The organism is Rhodanobacter sp. UC4451_H18 (assembly GCF_052978225.1).
Genome location: NZ_CM129663.1, coordinates 1,777,421 through 1,796,012, shown reverse-complemented (window position 1 = coordinate 1,796,012; position 18,592 = coordinate 1,777,421). Strand labels below are relative to the sequence as shown.

Annotated in this window: 14 protein-coding genes and 1 pseudogene; 6 read left to right on the top strand and 9 right to left on the bottom strand. The window is 66.5% G+C overall.

What is annotated here, in order from left to right; all coding sequences use genetic code 11:
* From ACVCMG_RS08235 to ACVCMG_RS08220, 4 genes and pseudogenes are all read left to right on the top strand, one after another.
* Nucleotides 1-1,692: a collagenase gene (locus tag ACVCMG_RS08235; protein WP_447115363.1), complete on the top strand. Its 1,692-nt coding sequence runs from the start codon at nt 1-3 to the stop codon at nt 1,690-1,692.
* 124 nt (nt 1,693-1,816) lie between these two features.
* Nucleotides 1,817-2,101 carry a hypothetical protein gene (locus ACVCMG_RS08230; RefSeq protein ID WP_447115362.1) on the top strand — a complete coding sequence of 95 codons (285 nt, stop codon included), beginning with the start codon at nt 1,817-1,819 and terminating at the stop codon, nt 2,099-2,101.
* 107 nt (nt 2,102-2,208) lie between these two features.
* Complete coding sequence (locus tag ACVCMG_RS08225; protein ID WP_447115361.1) at nt 2,209-2,961, top strand: helix-turn-helix domain-containing protein; 753 nt, start codon at nt 2,209-2,211, stop codon at nt 2,959-2,961.
* Nucleotides 2,962-2,990: 29 nt separating this feature from the next.
* Nucleotides 2,991-3,272 (top strand): annotated as a pseudogene (locus tag ACVCMG_RS08220) (IS3 family transposase); the annotation flags it as partial.
* Between the two features lie 249 nt (nt 3,273-3,521).
* On the opposite strand, the gene ACVCMG_RS08215 reads toward ACVCMG_RS08220, so the two are convergent.
* The 9 genes from ACVCMG_RS08215 to ACVCMG_RS08175 all read right to left on the bottom strand — a co-directional run bounded on the left by ACVCMG_RS08215 (nt 3,522) and on the right by ACVCMG_RS08175 (nt 14,294).
* Nucleotides 3,522-5,090, bottom strand: a complete 1,569-nt coding sequence (locus ACVCMG_RS08215; RefSeq protein ID WP_447115360.1) for an APC family permease — start codon at nt 5,088-5,090, stop codon at nt 3,522-3,524.
* Between the two features lie 115 nt (nt 5,091-5,205).
* Complete coding sequence (locus tag ACVCMG_RS08210; RefSeq protein ID WP_447115359.1) at nt 5,206-6,960, bottom strand: DUF885 domain-containing protein; 1,755 nt, start codon at nt 6,958-6,960, stop codon at nt 5,206-5,208.
* Between the two features lie 36 nt (nt 6,961-6,996).
* On the bottom strand, nt 6,997-8,214 hold the full coding sequence (locus ACVCMG_RS08205) for a M24 family metallopeptidase (RefSeq protein ID WP_447115358.1): 1,218 nt from the start codon (nt 8,212-8,214) through the stop codon (nt 6,997-6,999).
* Entirely contained in the window at nt 8,211-9,806 is a 1,596-nt protein-coding gene (locus ACVCMG_RS08200) for an aldehyde dehydrogenase (NADP(+)) (RefSeq protein ID WP_447115357.1), read from the bottom strand. The genes ACVCMG_RS08205 and ACVCMG_RS08200 overlap by 4 nt, the downstream gene beginning before the upstream one ends.
* Nucleotide 9,807: 1 nt before the next feature.
* Entirely contained in the window at nt 9,808-10,713 is a 906-nt protein-coding gene (locus tag ACVCMG_RS08195) for a dihydrodipicolinate synthase family protein (RefSeq protein WP_447105484.1), read from the bottom strand.
* 21 nt (nt 10,714-10,734) lie between these two features.
* Entirely contained in the window at nt 10,735-12,012 is a 1,278-nt protein-coding gene (locus ACVCMG_RS08190; RefSeq protein WP_447115356.1) for an FAD-dependent oxidoreductase, read from the bottom strand.
* Nucleotides 12,005-12,259, bottom strand: coding sequence for a (2Fe-2S)-binding protein (locus ACVCMG_RS08185; protein WP_447115355.1), 255 nt, complete (start codon nt 12,257-12,259; stop codon nt 12,005-12,007). Before ACVCMG_RS08185 ends, ACVCMG_RS08190 begins: the two co-directional genes overlap by 8 nt.
* On the bottom strand, nt 12,256-13,356 hold the full coding sequence (locus tag ACVCMG_RS08180; RefSeq protein ID WP_447115354.1) for an NAD(P)/FAD-dependent oxidoreductase: 1,101 nt from the start codon (nt 13,354-13,356) through the stop codon (nt 12,256-12,258). Before ACVCMG_RS08180 ends, ACVCMG_RS08185 begins: the two co-directional genes overlap by 4 nt.
* Nucleotides 13,356-14,294, bottom strand: a complete 939-nt coding sequence (locus ACVCMG_RS08175) for a proline racemase family protein (RefSeq protein ID WP_447115353.1) — start codon at nt 14,292-14,294, stop codon at nt 13,356-13,358. The genes ACVCMG_RS08180 and ACVCMG_RS08175 overlap by 1 nt, the downstream gene beginning before the upstream one ends.
* 155 nt (nt 14,295-14,449) lie before the next feature.
* Between ACVCMG_RS08175 and ACVCMG_RS08170 the strand changes: the two genes are divergently transcribed.
* Nucleotides 14,450-15,163, top strand: a complete 714-nt coding sequence (locus ACVCMG_RS08170; RefSeq protein ID WP_395121326.1) for an AraC family transcriptional regulator — start codon at nt 14,450-14,452, stop codon at nt 15,161-15,163.
* Nucleotides 15,164-15,507: 344 nt separating this feature from the next.
* Nucleotides 15,508-18,555, top strand: coding sequence for a TonB-dependent receptor (locus ACVCMG_RS08165; RefSeq protein ID WP_447115352.1), 3,048 nt, complete (start codon nt 15,508-15,510; stop codon nt 18,553-18,555).
* Nucleotides 18,556-18,592: the final 37 nt, after the last annotated feature.

Sequence of the window (18,592 nt, the reverse complement as noted above, 5' to 3'; positions counted from 1 at the left end):
ATGACGGCTCAACAGTTCAGCGATTCCTGCGCCACGCTCCACAATGAGGTCGCCTATATTCATGGCCTCATGCAAGACTCCGGCGCGGTTGCCGGCGACAACACGATCGGTCTCGAAATCGACGAGTTCAACTCTTCAGCTGATTACGCGACCTACGCCGGCTACCTGTATGGCATCAGCACCAACAATGGCGGCTTGAGCATGGAGGGTGACCCCTCGCAGCCCGGCAATGTCGCTCATTTCTACTGCTATCACGCCGATTGGATCACGGCCGACTGGGAGATCTGGAATCTCTGGCACGAGTTCACGCACTACATGGATGCCAAGTACGACCTGGCGGGGGATTTTTCCGCTGCACCGACGTCGAATGCCGACCTTCCTTATTCGACCGTGTGGTGGATCGAAGGCTTTGCGGAGTACGTCAGTTATTCGTATCGCAATCTGGTTGATTCGGGGGCCGTCAGCACCGCCACGAATCACTCCTACACTCTCCCGACGCTGTTCGACAATACGTACGACATGTCCAACTATGAGGACAGGACGTATCCGGGCGGCTATCTCGCTGTCAACTTCATGATCAACAACCATCGTGCGGACATCGACACGATGTTGGGGATCTTCCGCGCGGGTGCATACGGCACCAGCTATCACACGTTCATGGACGGTATTCGCAACAGCTACAGCTCGGAGTTCGAAGCGTTCGAAACCTGCTTCGCGAACAACGGTGGTACCGGCGGCTGTGGCGGCGGTGGCGGTGGCGGTGGCCCGACGGCATCGCTCAGCTCGGGCAGCCTGACCTTTGGCAGCACGAATGTGGGGTCCACGAGTGCGGCCCAGAACGTGTCGTTGATCAACAACGGTCCTGGCACGCTTTCGGTCAGCTCGGTGTCGATATCGGGCGACTACTTGCAAACCAACAATTGCAACTCCGCGCTGCCGAGCGGATCAAGCTGCACCGTTTCCGTGACTTTCAAGCCGACAGCAAGCGGAACGCGGACGGGCAGCTTGACCGTCAGCGACAACGCAACCAACGGTCCGCAGACGGCCAGTCTCACGGGCACCGGGGCCAGCAGCTCCGGCAGCGTGCTGACGAATGGTGTGGGCGTGGCGATTTCAGATGCGTCAGCCAATCATCCGCAGAACTGGACGATGGTGGTGCCTGCAGGAGCCACGAACCTGGTGTTCTCGATATCGGGAGGCACGGGTGATGCAGACCTGTACGTGAAGTTCGGTTCTGCGGCAACCACGAGCAGTTACGATTGCCGCCCGTATATCAGTGGCAACAACGAAACCTGCACGATTGCCAATGTGCAAGCGGGTACCTACTCCGTGATGGTGAATGGGTATTCGGCGTACTCGGGCGTGACGCTGAAGGGTAGCTATGCCGGCGGCGGTACCGGGGGCGGTGGCAACATCAGCTTCGCGGGAACTGTCGCTACGCAGGGCGGTTACGCCTATACCCCTCAATTCACGAGTGGGGCGGGGAACGCGACGGCGACGCTCAGTGTTCCGTCGGGTACCCAATGGAGATTCGATGTGATCGACAACAGCGCCAACCAAGTGCTGAAGGAAAAGAGCGGTAGCGGCCCATTGAATCTCACGTTCACGGCGACCGCGGGGCATAGTTACAGCTTCTTCGTGGAATCCACCTTGGGATCGGGCGCTTGGTCGATTACGGGATCGCATCCTTAATCTTCGAAAGCGTATCGCTCTAAGCTCTCAAATGGATGACAGGGCCGGCCCCGCAACGGGGCCGGCCCCCTCGGCCAGCGGAAGACGCAGGTGTACTGGAGTTGACGCAACGAGCAGCGCGTCGATGACGCGCGCCCGGGGTAGCCAGTTCACCGATCGCTTCACCCGCAAGGCCAAAGCACGGACCGGCCAGCACGCGTTCGATCGCGAGTGCGCCTTGTTCGGCATCCAGCGCCGCCTGATCATCGCCCGCCATCCGCAGACCAACGGCATGGTCGAGCACTTCAGTGAGCGCATCAGCGACATACTGGCGACCACGCGCTTTCGCTCGCGTGAGAATCTCCACGCCACGATCGAGTGCCACCAGACGCTTTATAACGACCGCCTGCCGCGGCCTGAAGTGACGTAACGTCTTCGGCTTCCATACATGTCGGTTGACTACAATTTGTGTGGGGTTGTACACGGTTTTTGCTATTTCCGACGGTTACCGTCGAATCGGGCAAATCGGGGTGGGGAATGCGGGACAGATGGGAGTGGCAGGCGACCTTTCTGGGTCGCATTGCATCGCAGGGTTATGTCGAGGGCTTGTTCGATCGCCTAGCCGACATCGTGTATTCGATCAAGGATCGCCAGGGACGCTACGTATTGATGAGCGCCGCAGCGGTCGCGCGTTGCCATTTGCCGAGCAAGGCGCATGCGGTCGGCCTGACTGCTTTCGACCTGTTTCCGGCACCCATGGCCGAGCGCTACGCGCGACAGGACGAGCAGGTTTTCCGCACGGGCAAACCAGTGCTGGACAGCCTCGACCTTACGCTGTATCCGGATCACGCCACTGGCTGGTGCATTTCCACCAAGATGCCGTTGCACGACAGTGCCGGCCAAGTGGTCGGCCTCGCATGCGTCTCGCGTGATCTGCACGAACCGGGACGTTCGGCGATGATCGATAGCGCCTTCGCCGATGCCGTCGAGTACATGCACGCGCACCTGTGCGAGCCGTTGCGCGAGATGCAGTTGGAGCGTCTGAGCGGATTGACCGCCGCCCAGTTCGAGCGGCGCATGCGCAAGCTGTTCCAGCTTTCGCCAGCGCGCTATTTGCTCAAGTTGCGCATTGATTCGGCCGCCCAGTGGCTGGTTCGCACCGACAGACCCATCGGCGAGATCGCCCAGCTTACTGGCTTCTGTGACCAGAGCGGCTTGTCGCGGCACTTCCGCAATCTTACCGGCCTCACTCCTCGCCAATACCGCCAGCTTAACCGCCCCGGGATTTGAGGGGCTCCAACTCCTGAGAGGATGGAGCCATGAGCAAGTCCACGAAGTATTCCCCCGAACTTCGCGAGCGCGCGGCCCGCATGGCGCAGGAGCACCGCGGAGATTACCCATCGCTGTGAACCGCGGTGGAGTCGATGGCGCCGAAGATCGGCTGTGTGCCGGCGACGTTGCTGGGCTAGGCGCAGCGGCATGAGGTCGACACCCGTGTCCGCGGCGTCGTAACCGCGGCTGAGGCGCAGCGAGTGAAAGAACTCGAGCGTGAGGTCAAGCAGCTGCGTCGGGCCAACGAGATCCTGAAGTTGGCGACATCCCTGTGTTCTGCCGCTGAATTCAACACACGCCATGCACCAAGCGATTGATGAGCGGCGGAATCAGCAGCAGGATACCCGCGCCGGCAAGAAGCCGGAAACTGATCGGTGCCCGTGGCGAGCTGATTCCCAAGTGTCTGATAGTCCGGTTGCCGGTTCCAAGGTCTTGGCGTCAATGCTCATGCGCGCCCTCGGCAGCGCTGGAGGCCGTCGTGCAGCAAACGCCGGACAGGTGCGCCATGTGGCGGGCGCTCAGTCGTCATCGCGGCCCAGGTCGAGCAAGTGGGCCGGCAGTCCGCTGCGCGCGCCCCAGTGGTAGATGAGCAGCGCCACGACGGTGGCGGCCAGCGAATCCCAGGGATGGCCGAGGAGGTTGCTGCCGCCGAAGCTGCCCAGGCAGGACAACGCGATGAGCAGCGCGTAGTAGGCGACCAGCCACGACGACGAATACACCTCCTGGCGCAGCCTGGAGCGGCCTTCGGGCGACGGCAGCCTGCACAGGACATGGATCGCGAACAGCACGATCTGCAGGCCCAGCAGCCATGACACGGTTTGCCAGCTCGACCAGTACACGATCAGGGTAGCCACCATGAAGGAGAGCGGCCCGAGCAGACCGAAGCCACGTACCAGGAACGGTCGCGGCAGTTCCGGTGCGGTGCGGCGCAGGGCGGCCACGGTGATCGGCGCCACGGCATAGCTCAGCACCAGGGCCGCCGACACCACGCTGATCAGGGCTTCCCACGAAGGGAACGGCAAGGTCCAGAACACCGACAGCGCAAAGCTCAGCCACAGCGCGGGGCGCGGGATGCCGGAGTCGGCATCGACGCGCGCGAACAGCTTGAAGAACGAGCCACTGCGTGCCCAGCCGTAGACCACGCGAGGCGTGGCGTTCATGTAGATGTTGCCGGTGCCGCTGGGCGAGATCGCCGCATCGCATACCACCAGCGCAGCCAGCCAGCCGATGCCCAGGGTGATGGCGATATCGTGGTATGGCAGCGAGAACATCGCACCGATCCCGCCCCAGCCCTGCGCCAGCATGTGCGTGGGGATGCTGCCCAGAAAGGCCACCTGCAGCAGCAGGTAGATCGCCGTGGACAGGAGCACCGAGAGGATCAGCGCGATCGGGATCGTGCGCTGCGGGTCGCGCACCTCGCTGGCCACCGAGATGATCGGGGTCAGTCCCAGGTAGGCGAAGATGACGCCGCCGGCGGAGACCGCCTCCTCCACGCCACTGAAGCCGTAAGGCGCAAAACCGTGCAGGCTCATGTTCTGTGGCTGGAAGTGGGACAGCAGCACCACGATGACCAGCAGGGGCACCAGGAATTTGAAGATGCTGACGAGGTTGTTGGCCCGGGCAAAGGTCTTCACGCTGAAATAGTTGAGCGCAAAGAACAGCGTCAGCAGCGCCAGCTGCACCAGCCAGCCCAGCAGGGTGGGGGCGCCGCTTGCGTCGCGATTCAAGGCGGGAAACCAGGCGGCCGCATATTGGCGGCAGGCCACGGTCTCGATGGCGATGAGGCTGGAGAACGCGATCAGGGTGATGAAGCCCATCAGCGAACCCAGCAACCGGCCGTGCGAGTATTCCGGATAGCGCACCACGCCCCCGGCACGCGGCAACGCCGCACCCAGCTCGCAGTACACCAGGCCCAGCAGCAGCACCGCCGCACCGCCGATCAGCCAGGACAATATCCCGGCCGGTCCGGCGATGGCCGAGACATGGCTGGCCGCGAACAACCAGCCTGAGCCGAAGATGGCACCCAGGCCGATAAAGGTGAGGTCGGTGAGGCTCAGCTGTCGATGAAACTTTCCGGTCGAGGACATGGGGCGTGATCCGGCAACGGCTTGGAGGGGGCCTGCGACCGCAACGCACGGGTACAGGGAAGTGAGTGCGGGCGTGGGCGCTGCGTTGGCCTGCGGCCGCGCAGCACCGCGGTGGTCAGGGCGACTTGCAGGGCTTTTCGTCGGCGTAGGGCGACTTGCCGCCTTCGGCGATGAAATGGTCGACCTGCTGCTGCAACACCGGCAGCGGCACCGAACCGAGCGCCAGGACGGTGTCGTGGAAGGCGCGCAGGTCGAAGCGCTCGCCCAGCGCCTTTTCGGCGCGCGCACGTGCATCCACGATGGCCATTTCGCCAAGGTAGTAAGCCAGCGCCTGGCCCGGCCACGCGATGTAGCGATCCACTTCTGTTTCGATCTCGTGTTCGCCCAGCGCGGTGTACTCGCGCAGGTAGTCGAGTGCCTGTTCGCGACTCCATTGCAGATGGTGGATGCCGGTATCGACCACCAGCCGGCAGGCGCGCCACATCTGGTAGCCGAGGTAGCCGAAGCGCTCCCAGGGCGTGTCGTACAAACCCATTTCCACGCCGAGCCGTTCCGAGTACAGCGCCCAGCCTTCGGTATAGGCGGAGAGGTGGTTGCTGCGGCGGAATGCCGGCAAATCCTCCTGCTCGGCCGCCAGCGGCATCTGCAGGGCATGGCCGGGAGAGGATTCGTGCAGGGTCAGTGCGGTGAGGGCATACAGCGGGCGCGATGGAAGGTCGCCGGTGTTGACCATGTAGTAGCCGGCGCCCCCGCGGCCGCCGGTATAGAACGGCGCCAGATCCGCCGGCACCGGCTCGATCACGAAGCGCTGGCGTGGCAGCCGGCCGATGTACTGGCCGATTTTTCCATTGACCCGGTTGGCGATCCAGGCGGCCTGCCTGAGCAGTTCGTCGGCGCTCTTCGGGTAGAACTTCGGATCGGTGCGCAGGTCATGCAGGAACGCAGCGAAGCTCCCCTGGAAGCCGGTCTCGCGGATGGCCTGTTCCATCTCCGCGTGCAGGCGCGCCACCTCGCGCAGACCCAGCGCATGGATCGCATCGGGGCTCATGTCCAGCGTGGTGAACTTGCGGACCTGCGCGCGGTAGAACGCCTCGCCGTCCGGCATCGCCTCGGCGGCGAGGCTGTCGCGCGTCTGCTTCATGTACACGTTGCGCATGAAGTCGAGCAGCCGCGCGTGGGCCGGCGCCACGGCATCATGGATGGCCGCCAGGCCGGCGGCGCGCAGGCGCGCCTGTTCGTCCGCCGGCATGTTTGCGGGCATCTGCCGGAACGGCGTGTAGAACAGGCTGTCCACGCCTCGTGCATCGACCACCGCGGCGATCGCCTGATCGCGTCCGGCCAGGGCCACCCGCGGCACGCTGAAGCCGCGCGCAAGGCCGGCGCGCATGTTCGCGATCTGCTCGTCGAAGTAGCGCGGGATGTCGCGCAGCAGTCCGATGTAGCGGCGGTAGTCGGCGACGTTGCGCAGCGGCCGACGCGCGGTGAAGCCGAGGTTGGCCCAGAACGAGGTGTCGCTGTTGAACGGCATCTGCCAGGTGCGGAAGTGCTGGTCGGCCAGCAGGGTTTCGACCTGGTTGCGGTAGACCAGGTAACTGACCTGCTCGTCGCGGTGCAATGCATCGACGGGGATGGCGTCGAGCTGGTTCAGCACATCGGTCCAACAGCGTTCGCGCAGGGACTGGGTGGCGGCGTCGACGCGCGGCAGGTGATCGGCCAGTTGCGCCTGGACGTCTTCTTCGTCGGCGCCGGCGAACTGGGCCTGCCGCCACGTCCATTCCTGAGAGGAGAGCGCGCGGAAGCGTCCGGCGTGATCATGGCTCGCCGCCGTGGCGATGGAGGCGATGCCGGGGCGGTCGGTCAAGTCGAACATGGCGGCGCTCCGATGGCGTGGATCAGGGCATGCCGGTCAGGCAAACGGCTGGTCGATGGCGGGCGACGGTTCGGTGAACCAGGCGGCGCCGTCGGCGGTGACGTGGAAATGGTCTTCCAGGCGGATGCCGAAGCGGTCGGGCAGCACGATCATCGGTTCGTTGCTGCAGCACATGCCCGGCTCCAGCGCGGTGGTGTCGCCGCGCACCAGGTAGGGCGTCTCGTGGATGCTGAGGCCGCAGCCGTGGCCGGTGCGGTGGGGGATGCCGGGTAGGCGGTAATCCGGCCCAAGGCCTGCACGCTCCACCACCGCGCGCGCGGCGGCGTCCACTGCCTCGCACGGCACGCCGGGGCGTACCGCGTCGAACGCGGCGCGTTGTGCGGCCTGTTCCAGCGACCAGATCCGCGCCTGCTCGGCGGTCGGGCGGCCGTACACGTAGCAGCGGGTGATGTCGGAGTTGTAGCCCTGCACTGCGCAGCCGGTATCGATCAGCACCAGCTCGTTCGCGGTCAGCCGCTGCTCGCCGGGAATACCGTGCGGGTAGGCGGTGGCCTGGCCGAACTGCACGATGCAGAAGGTGGAGCCGTTGTCGGCGCCCAGTGCACGATGCGCCTCGTCGATGAAGCGCACCAGCTCATGGTTGCTGATGCCTTCGTGCAGCACGCCCGCCGCCAGTCGCTGCACCTGCAGCGTCATCGCGGTGGCTTGCTGCATCAGGGCCAGCTCGGCGGCGGACTTGCGCATGCGGCAGCCGTCGATGATCGGGCTGGCGTCGGCGAGGCGATGCTCGCCCAGTACGGCCTGCAGGCGCGTGGCGACGGTGTACGCCGCGGCCGGGTCGAGCGCCAGATTGCCGGCGCCGCGCTCGCGCAGCGCTGCCGCCACCAGGGCATGCGGGTTTTCGTGTTCCTCCCACGCGCGCAGTTCGGCGTCGATTTGCAGCACGTGCTCGAGCGAGCCGGTCTCGAACCCGGGGCAGACCAGAATGGGCTTGCCGCGCGTCGTCAGCAGCAAGCCGACCAGTCGCTCGCTGGCGCCCCAGGCGATCCCCGTGAAGTAGCGCAGCGATGCGCCGGCGGTGACCAGCAGCGCATCGGCGCCATGCTCGCGCATCAGCAGGCGCGCGTGCAGAAGGCGCCGCTGGTACTCGTCGCGACCGATCGAAGCGGCGACGACCGGCCAGCGCGTCAGGCCGGCGCGTGCCCGGGCGAGGTCGAGGCCGCCGATCTGTCGATGGGTGTGCGCATGCGTCATGGTGCAGGACTCCGTTCGGGCTCCAGGTCGTCGTTGCGCCAGCAGCCATCCACCTGTCGCGCGACGCCGCCGGGGTTGCGATCACGCAGCTCCGGCGGCAGCAGCGCATCGGCGACGTTGTCGTAGCAGTGCAGCGCGGCGAAGCGGCGGATCGCGGCCGGCATGCCCACCGCGGTGAAGCCCGGGTGGCTGGTGCTCGGGTATGGCCCGCCGTGGTTCATCGCGGCGCTCACGGCGACGCCCGTAGGCATGCGATTGGCGATCAGGCGGCCGACGCGCGGGCGCAGGACTCGCGCCAGCGGTGCCATGTCGTCGCTGCCATCGGTGGCGCCGTAAAGCGTGCCGGTAAGGTTGCCTTCGAGGCTTGCCGCCAAGGCCAGCATCTCGTCGGCATCGCGTGTGCGCACCAGCAGGCTGGCCGGACCGAACGCCTCGCGCTGGAACTCGGCGGGATGCTTGAGGAACGAGCGCGCGCTGATCTGCAGCAAGGTGGGCCGGTAGCGGTAGCCCGGCCCGGCCGAAGCACCGCCGACGAGGCAAGTGGCGCCCCAGTCGCGCAGCGCGCCCACTGCCTGGTCGAGTTGCTCCAGCACGCCACGGGAGAACAGCACGCCCGGCGGTGCGGCATGGAACAGCGCGAGGGCGGTGCTGACGAAAGCGTCGCCGGCGGCATCCTCCGGCACCACGACGAGCCCCGGGTTGGTGCAGAACTGCCCGCTGCCCGTCGTGCACGAGGCGAAAAATTCCTGTGCCAGCGCGGCACCGCGTTCGGCCAGCGCGCCTGGCAACAGGAACACCGGATTGATGCTGGACATTTCCATGTACGCCGGAATGCCCGCCTGGTCGGCGGCGGCCTTCAGGGCAAGGCCTCCCTTGCGGCTGCCGGTGAAGCCGATCGCGCCGAGCCGTGCGTCGCCAGCCAGGCGCCGGCCCAGGCACTGGTCGAAGTGGTAAAGCATCTGCACCGACGCGGCGGGCAGGCCAGCCCGCAGCAAGGCCCGATGGGCGAGCTCGGCCAGTCGCTGGCTGGTCGCCGGATGCGACGGGTGTGCCTTGGCGATCACCGGGTTGCGCGCCGCGATGGCCGAGGCGAAGTCGCTGCCGGCGACGGCGTTGAACGCCAGCGGGAAGTTGTTGGGGCCGAAGATCAGCACCGGTCTGTGCAGGGGAGCGTAATGCGCGCGCAGGCCGGCGGCGGTATCGATCACCGGCTGTGTCCAGGCGAAGCTGCGCACCGCCCGAGCCGCCAGCCGCAGCTGCCGGCTGGTGCGCGGCAGTTCCACCTTGGCCAGCCGGGTGTCCGCCGGCAGCGCCGTCTCCGCATGCGCCAGCGCAACCAATGTCGCCGCGTCGTCGTCAATGGCCTGGGCGTAGCCGTCGAGAAAATCCGCGATGCCCGACGGCGGCGCCCCGGCGAGCTCGTCGGCCACCGCGCAGGCGCTGGTCAACGCTGCCTGCAGATCGCTTTCGCCACTGACCGGGAAGGCCGGCCCGATCGCTTCGCCGCTGGATGGGTCGACGGCGCGGAAGCTTTCGGCTGATTCGCGTGCGGCGCGCCATTCGCCGGTGATCAGCAACGGCTGGACATCCATCTCAGCGCCCCGGGCGGTTGGCGACGGCGGCACGGATCTCGCGCAACGCGGCTTCGCGCTCGGCGCCTTCCAGCACCAGGCGCGGCGCGCGCACGCGCTCGCTGCCCAGGCCCACCACTTCCTGCGCGAGTTTGATCAGCTGCACGAACTTGGGCACGGTGTCCATGCGCAGCGTCGGCAGGAACCAGGCGTAGAGGTCGGCGGTGTTTTCCACACCGCCCGGCTGGCTGGCGCGCTCGAACAACTGCACCGATTCCCGCGGGAACGCGTTGACCATGCCGGCGATCCAGCCGGTTGCACCCATCTGCAGGCTCTCCACGATGATGTCGTCGACGCCGACCAGGATCTCCAGGCGATCGCCGAGCAGCGCCTTGAGGCCGGCGATGCGACGCACGTCGCCGGAGGATTCCTTCACCGCCTGCACGTTGGGGTGGTCGGCCGCCAGCGCCGCCAGCTGCGCGGGCGAGAAGTCGGTCTTGTAGGCCAGCGGATTGTTGTAGATCATGCACGGCAGATCGGTGGCCGCGATCACCGCCGAGACGTGCGCGCCCATTTCACGCCAGTCGGTGGAATACACGTACGGCGGCAGCACCATCAGCCCGGCGCAGCCGGCCGCCTTGGCCGCGCGCGCCAGCTGCACGGCCTCGCCGGTGGACAGCGCGGCGATGCCGGGGACAACCGGCGCGCCGTCCGATGCCTCGACCAGGGTGCGCATGATCGCGACCTTCTCGTCGAAACTCAGCGTGGCGCCTTCGCCCAGCGAGCCCAGCGGCACAATGCCGGTGCAGCCGGCGTCAAGCATGATGCGAGCGTGCTTGGCGAGGAAGGCGTGGTCGACCTTGCCATCGACCGCGAAAGGCGTGGTGATGGCAGGAATGACGCCACGCCAGATGGACTGCTTGCTCATGCGGAAAAGCCTCGTTGGTAGTCAGGGGGTAGACGGATCGCCGGTGGCCAGCGTGGCCAGCCGTGCGGGAAACAGCGGCGGACGGGTGCCGCCGTGCGGGAAACGGTCGAGTTCGGCCAATGTCGTGCCGCAGATGCGGCCCTGGCATGCGCCCATGCCGCAGCGCGTGGCGAGCCTGGCGGCGCGAGCGTCGGTGAAGCCGTCCAGCGCCGCGAGCGTCACGTCTTCGCAGCGGCAGATGATGGTGTCGGCGCCGGCCAGCGTGCGCGTGCGCGCGTCGAGCGCGAAGTGCTGCGCCAGCAGGCCCGCAAAGCGGCGTGCGCGTTGGCGCGAAGGGAGCAGGGCAGTCGCCGCTGCCGGGAATCCAGCCGCGGCATGGCCGGCCATGCTGCCCTCGATGCGTGCAGCGGCAAGCCCGGCGATGCCGCACGACTCACCCGCTGCGTACACATTCGCGGTACTGGTGCGCAGCAAGGTGTCCACCCGCACGCAGGGGTGGATCCGGGTGTGATCCAGGGCGCAGCCGAGCATGCTGGCCAGCTCGACGTTGGGTACCAGGCCGTAGCCGACGGCGAGCAAGTCGCAGGGGATGTGCAATGGACCGTGCGGATCATCGACGTCGACGCCGCATAGCGCGTCGCGGCCATGCGCCATGCGGACGAACGAGCCGCAGCGATAGGGAATGCCGGCCAGTCGCGTGCGCAGAACCGCGGCCTGCACCGCGCGCGCCGGCCAGCGCCACAGCTGCATCGCAAATGCGGCTACCGCCGCCGCCGGAGCCTGCTCGCAGATGCCAAGCACGCGAGCGCCATGCCGACGCAACGTGGCGGCGGCGGCCAGCAGCAGCGGACCGCTTCCCGCCACCACGACGCGCTTGCCGCGGACAGGCCAGCCCTGCTTGGCCAGCGCCTGGATGCCTCCGGCACCCGTCACGCCAGGCAGGGTCCAGCCCGGAAACGGCAAGAGCAGTTCGCGCGCGCCGGTCGCCAGCACCATCGAACCGCAAGACAGTCGAACCGCTGCGCGCGGCGTTTCCACCAGCAGCGTTCGATGGTCGGCGGATATCACCTGATGCTGTGGCAGCCATTCCACGTGCCCGCGGGTACGGGCAAGCAGGTCGAAGGCTATCCGTGCAGGCCGTGGCGTGCCGTGGAGCACGTCGTGGCGCCAGACCTGGCCGCCATGGCGGGCCTGCGCGTCGAGCAGGCCGACCCGTGCACCATGACTGGCGGCGGCCCGCGCTGCCGCCAGCCCCGCCGGGCCGGCGCCGACGACCAGCACGTCGTAGCGCTCAGTCATCGGTGCTCACCTGCATACCCTCCCGCGCCGGCGTCATGCACGCGCGCTGATGGGGCGTGTCGTCGATCCGTACGCGACATTCGAAGCACACGCCCATGCCGCACACCGCCGCGCGCGGCTCGCCGCGCACCGAACGCCGGAAGCGGGCCGCGGCGACGCTGGCCACCGCGGCAGCCACGCTGCTGCCGGCCGGTACGGCGACCGGCTCGCCATCCACGCTGAGCCGCACGGTGCCGGCCGCGATCATGCGAGCGCCCTCGCCGGCGCGTAGGGCGCCGGGTCGATGGCCGGTGGACGTCCCTGCAACAGGTCGAGCATCAACCGGGCGCTGCCCAGCGCGGTGGTGACGCCCAGTCCCTCGTGGCCGGCGGCGACCCACAGGTCGGTGCTGTCCGGAACGGCGCCGAGATAGGGACGTCCATCCGGCGTGGCGGGGCGGAACCCGGTCCAGGCGCGGATCGCCTGCAGCCCGCGCAGGGCCGGCATGAAGTCGAAAGCGCGCTGCAGCATGCGCTGCAGCATCGGTCCGGAGACGGCCGGATCGGTCACGTCGAATTCGCGCGAGGAGCCGATCAGGATCTGCCCGGTTGGACGCGGCTGCACGTTGAAGGCGACGCTGCTGCCGGTCGTGCTGTGCGCGCTGCTGGCGTAGCCCAGTTCGAGCACCTGGTGATGCAGCAGCCCTGGATAGCGGTCGGTGATGAGCAAGTGTCCCTTGCGCGGGCGCAGCGGCAGTTGCGGCAGCAGTTCGGGCAGCGCGCAACCGGTGGCGACCAGGGTCGGGCCGGCCAGCACGGTGCCGTCGTCCAGCGTCACCGTGGCCCTGCCCAACCGGCGCGCGGCGCGGCCGGCATACAGACTTGCGCCGCGTTGCCGGGCGCGACGCACCAGGTGCAGCGCCACCCGCGGCGGATACACCACGGCCTCGCGCGGCGCCAGCATGCCGCCGCACAGGCCGGGCGCCAGTGCCGGTTCGAGCCGATACAGTGCCTGCGCGTCGACGGCCTCCGCTTCGCCGCCGGAGGCTTCGAGCCGTGCGACGCGCTGCGCGATGCCTGCGGCTTCGGTTTCGTTGCGGGCAACCCACAAGGTGCCGCAGCGGCTGAATTCGGCTTCGGCGAGGTCGGCATGATCCTCCCAGCGGCGCAGCGAATATCGCGCCAGCGCGAGTTCGGCGGGATCGTCGTCCATCGCCACGAGATGGCCCATTCCGCATGCCGTGGCACCGCCGCCGATGGGGCCAGGTTCCACGATGGCGACACGAAGGCCGGCTGCCGTTGCCTCATCGGCGCAGCTGGCGCCGACGATGCCGGCGCCGACAACGATGAGGTCGTAGTGGCTCATTACGCACTGCTGCCCCAGGCAAACGGGTCGTTGTCGTCGATCAGCAGCGTCGACCGCGCCGTGACGTGCGCCGTCCCGGTGATCTGCGGCAGCACGCCTCGCCCGTCCGTCGTGTAGCGCGCTTCGAACACGCTCCCGAGGATGCTTTCCTGTCGCCAGAGTTGCCCGGGCGCCAGCTTGCCGTCGGCGGCAAGGCAGGCCAGCTTGGCACTGGTGCCGGTGCCGCAGGGCGAACGGTCGTACTCCATGCCGGGGCAGAGCACGAAGTTGCGCGCGTCGACGCCCGGGGTGGTGGATGGAGCATTGATCTCGATATGGTCGATCTCGTCGCCGTTTGCGCCGCGGATGGCTGCGGCCTCCAGCGTGTGGCGGATGGCTTCGGCGTAGGCCGTCAGCGCGCGTTGATGGCGAAGCTCCAGCGGCAAGGGCGTATCGCGGGTGATGAAGAACCAGTTGCCGCCCCAGGCGACATCGCCACGCACCGTGCCATAGCCCGGCACGTCGATGCGCAAGTCGGCCGCGTGCCGGTGGCTTCTGACATTGTCCAGGGAAACACGCCCGTCCTCGTGCAGCTCCACCCCGACCTTGCCCACGGGAGTGTCCAGGTAGTGCCTGCCGGGGGCGATTTGGCCCAGATGCGCCAACGTGCGGACGACCCCGATGGTGCCGTGCCCGCACATGCCGAGGTAGCCGACGTTGTTGAAGAAGATCACGCCGGTGCATGCGTCGGCGCTCTGCGCGGGGCGCAGCAGGGCGCCCACCATGGCGCTCGAGCCGCGCGGCTCGCAGGTCACTGCGCGTCGCCACGCGTCGTGGTTGTCGCGAAAACGCTGGCGTTGTTCGCTCAGGCTGCCCTCGCCCAGGCAGGGCAGTCCGCCGAGGACGACGCGGGTCGGCTCGCCGCCGGTGTGCGAATCGATGACGTGGATGGTGTGCATGTGCTCATGTTCGCGGCACCCCATCGGAGCGTCTAGGCAAGTCCAGCGCCACGCCATGCGGAATTGAGCACAATTGATGCGTGGCGAACAACTGCTTGCTACTGTCCAGAGCGTCATCGCACAACCTCTCGATCACGACTCGGGGAGTACGACGTATGGACGTTAAGATTCCTGCGGGCGAACTGCAGACACTGTTCGATGTCCTTCCGGATGCGGTGTTCTTCGTGAAAGATCGTCTCGGCCGTTATACGCACGCCAACATGACCTTGGTGCGGCGGCTGGGCCTCAAGCGACGCGACGAGGTGATCGGCCACGCCGTGACCGAGCTGTTTCCGCGCGTGCTGGGGGCGTCCTATGCATCGCAGGACAGCCGCGTTCTGGCCGGCGAGGCGATCGAGAACCAGCTGGAAGTGCACATACTCCCCAATCGCGTGCCGGGATGGTGCCTCACCTGCAAGTATCCGTTCCGTTCGCGCGGCGAAGTGTGTGGCGTGATCGGCATATCGCGGGATCTGCGCAAGCCTGACGGGCGGCACCCGACCTACGCACGCCTCATCCATGTGATGGAGTACATGCAGGCCCACTATGCGGAGAATGTGCGCGTGGCCACCCTGGCCGAGCTCGCGCAGGTTTCGGTGGCCCAGCTCGAGCGGCATTTCCGACGGGTGTTCCAGATCACGCCGCAGCAGGCCATGACCAAGCTGCGCATCGAAGCGGCGATGCAGATGCTGCCTGGCAAGGACAGTGTGGCAACCGTGGGGCTGGCGTGCGGCTTCACCGACCAGAGCGCTTTCGCGCGACAGTTCAAGGCGACTGTGGGCATGACCCCGCGCGCGTACCGCGCCCTGCGCGGCGGCGATCGCGCGTAGGCAGATCGGCACCGGCCGGTTTCGAGCGGCGGCATGCCGCATTGGCAGTTGTGCCGAACTCAGCGTGCGGACGACCGAAACCGATCAAGACGTGCCCACGCGACGTCTACATCATGAGGCCGGGTTCTTGGTGCGGCCATCGCTTTCGATCAATCGCCGTTGCGATGAACGGCGTCGAGGTGGGGCCCGTCCGGCAGCGGTCGGATGGGGGGAGGGCGACAGGGGGAGCAAGTCGCCATAAGCCGAATCGAAGGGCTCCAGAAACGGCAACCGCCGCCGGGCCGGCGCGTCCGTCCATGACGAATGCGGGGGCACGGCATTGGAATGATCTGGAGAAACTACTGATGAGCAAGCATGTGACGCGAGCGGCGTTGTGCCGTCGCAACGTCCTGGCCTTGGCCCTGTTCGCGGGGCTGGCCGTTTCCACCGGTGCGATCGGCCAAGCCACGACCGGCAGCATCTTCGGCCAGGCGCCGGTGGCGTCCGGCGAGACGGTTTCCGTGAGCAATGCCGCAGGCCTGACCCGCAGCGTGACGGTCGGCGCGCAGGGCCGCTACACCTTCGACAACCTGCCGCTGGGCACCTATACCGTCACCTTGATGAAGGATGGCGCGACGGTGGACTCGCGCTCGAACGTCACCCTGCGCGTGGGCGGCGGAACGGAAGTTTCCTTCGTGGCGCCAGGCGTGAAGAATCTCGATGTGGTCACCGTGAGCGCCAACTCGCTGCCTGCCATCGACGTTACCGGCGTCGACTCGCGCACGGTGATCACCGCCGAGCAACTGGCCAGGCTGCCGTTGGCGCGCAGTGCCGAGGCCATTGCGCTGCTCGCACCGGGCGTGGTCGAAGGCAGCGGATATTTTGACGGCCCTACCGGCGGCTCGGTGATTTCCTTCGGCGGCTCCTCGGTCACCGAGAATGCCTATTACATCAATGGATTCAACACGACCGACCCCTTGAGCAACTTCGGCGGCTTTGCGTTGCCCTACGGATCGATCGACCAGCAGGAGATTCTCAGTGGCGGCTACGGCGCCGCCTACGGACGCTCCGATGGCGGCGTGATCAGTCAGGTCGGCAAGCGAGGCACCAACGCCTGGCACTTCGGTGGCCAGGTGTTGTGGACGCCCGCATTTGCCCGCGGCGACCAGAAGGACATCTATTTCGTCAGCGGCTCCGACAAGGGCAAGTTGTATGACCGCAACGCCCAGGACAAGTCGTGGACCACGGTGGCCAGTGCCTACGCCGGTGGCCCGCTGATCGAGGACAAGCTGTTCCTGTTTGCCTCGGTGGAGGCGGAGCAGCGACAAGGCAACAGCATCGGCAGCACCGATTCGCCGTATGACACCAGGTACCGCAACGATTACCCCAAGTGGTACGCCAAGCTCGACTGGAACATCAACGACAGCAATATCCTGGAGCTGACGGGTGCTTCCACCAAGCGCTCCTATTCGGCGGATCGCCTCGCATACGACTACGACACCGGCAAGACGGGCGCGCTTGCCAACCGCGCCATCCCGACCAAGACCGGCGCGGATCTCTACGTCGCAAAATTCACCAGCTACCTCACCGACGACCTGACCTTGTCGGCCATGTACGGGCGCATGGACGGTACCTACTTCAACCAGGTGACCAATCTGTACCCGGACATCGCACGCCTCTACAGCGCCAGCAAGCAGAATCCGGCGCTGAACGGCGGCACGACCATCATCAGCCCGCAGACTCTAGGCGCCGTCGACGATCCGACGCATACCTCGCGCAATACCAACCTGCGTCTCGATCTGAGCTATCGACTCGGCAGCCATACCCTTTCGGCTGGTATCGACAACCAGACCATCGAGGACAACAACGACGGCAACAGGATGGCCGATCCGGGCTATGCCTGGGAGTACAACAAGGGCGCCGCGGGCACCCCGATCATCGGTGTGCCCGGCGCTGATCCGTACGTTGCTGCACCGGGTACCTACCCGGGTGGCGCAACCGGCTACTACGTGGCGAAGTACCGCCGCTACGGCGGTGGTTCGGTGCGCGTGGAACAGCGTGCGCAATACATCGAAGACAGCTGGCAGGTCAGCGACCGCTGGTTGCTCAAGCTGGGCCTGCGCAACGATCAGTTCACCAACTACAACCCGGGTGGCGAGGCCTACCTGCGCCTGACCAAGCCTCAGTGGGCGCCGCGCGTGGGCTTCAGTTGGGACGTCAATGGCGACTCCAGCTTCAAGGTCTACGGCAATGCCGGCCGCTATTTCCTCGCGCTGCCCGCTACCGTGGCGATGCGCCAGGCCGGCGCCCCGCTGTTCACGCGCGAGTATTTCACCTACACCGGCATCGATTCCAACGGCCAGCCGACCGGGCTCACGCCGATCGATACCAGTCGTGGCCCCGGGGCACCGATCTCGGCCAATCGCGAGTATGGTCAGCCGCACGATCCCAAGATGGTGACGGCCACCAACCTGAAGTCGGAGTACCAGGACGAGTTCATCCTGGGATTCGACAAGAAACTCGGAGATACCTGGGTCTACGGTGCCAAGGCCAGCTACCGGAACCTGCGCACCGCCATCGACGATTACAGCGACTCCGGCGCCATCGCGGCCAAGATGGATCGCATGGGCATCGACCCCGGCACCTATGACGCCAACGCGATTTCCGGCGCCTATCTGTTCAACCCCGGGCGCACCAATATTCTCAAGGTACAGAAGTACGATGGCAGCTACTACTCGGTGCCGATGACCACGGCGGATTTCGGTTTCTCGTCCGGAATCAAGCGTCATTACTACGGACTGGAGTTGTTCCTCGAGCATCCGTTTGACGGCAAGTGGTTCGGCAAGGTCGACTACCTGTTCTCGCGCAACTACGGCAACAGCGAGGGCCAGGTGCGTTCGGATATCGGTCAGGTGGACGTATCCGCCACGGTGGACTGGGATTACGCGCAGGTCATGGAGTACGCCAACGGCGAACTCTCCAACAGTCGCCGCCATCAGATCAAGGCGTATGGCTCCTACCAGCTGACGCCTGAGTGGATGTTGTCCGGCAACCTGGCCATCATTTCCGGTGCGCCGCGCAGTTGTCTTGGCATGTACGGCCTGGACGAGACCAACCCGGGACTTGGCTACGGTGCCTATTACCACTGGTGTGCCGGCAAGGTGTCGCGACCGGGCGACGCCGGCCACAACCCGTGGCAGTACACCGTCAGCCTGAGCGCCGAATACCGACCCTTGTGGGCCGACAAGAAGCTCGGCTTCAACGTGATGGTCTACAACGTGCTCAACAACCGGGTAACCACGCAGACCGATCCGTTCTACGGCTCGACCGGGGGCGAGTACACCACCTATCGCATGGCGGTATATCAGTCCCAGCCCCGTTACGTGCGCCTTGGCGTCAGTTACGACTTCTGACGGCGCGCGGCGCCGGCGGCATGGCTTGGCGGTATCG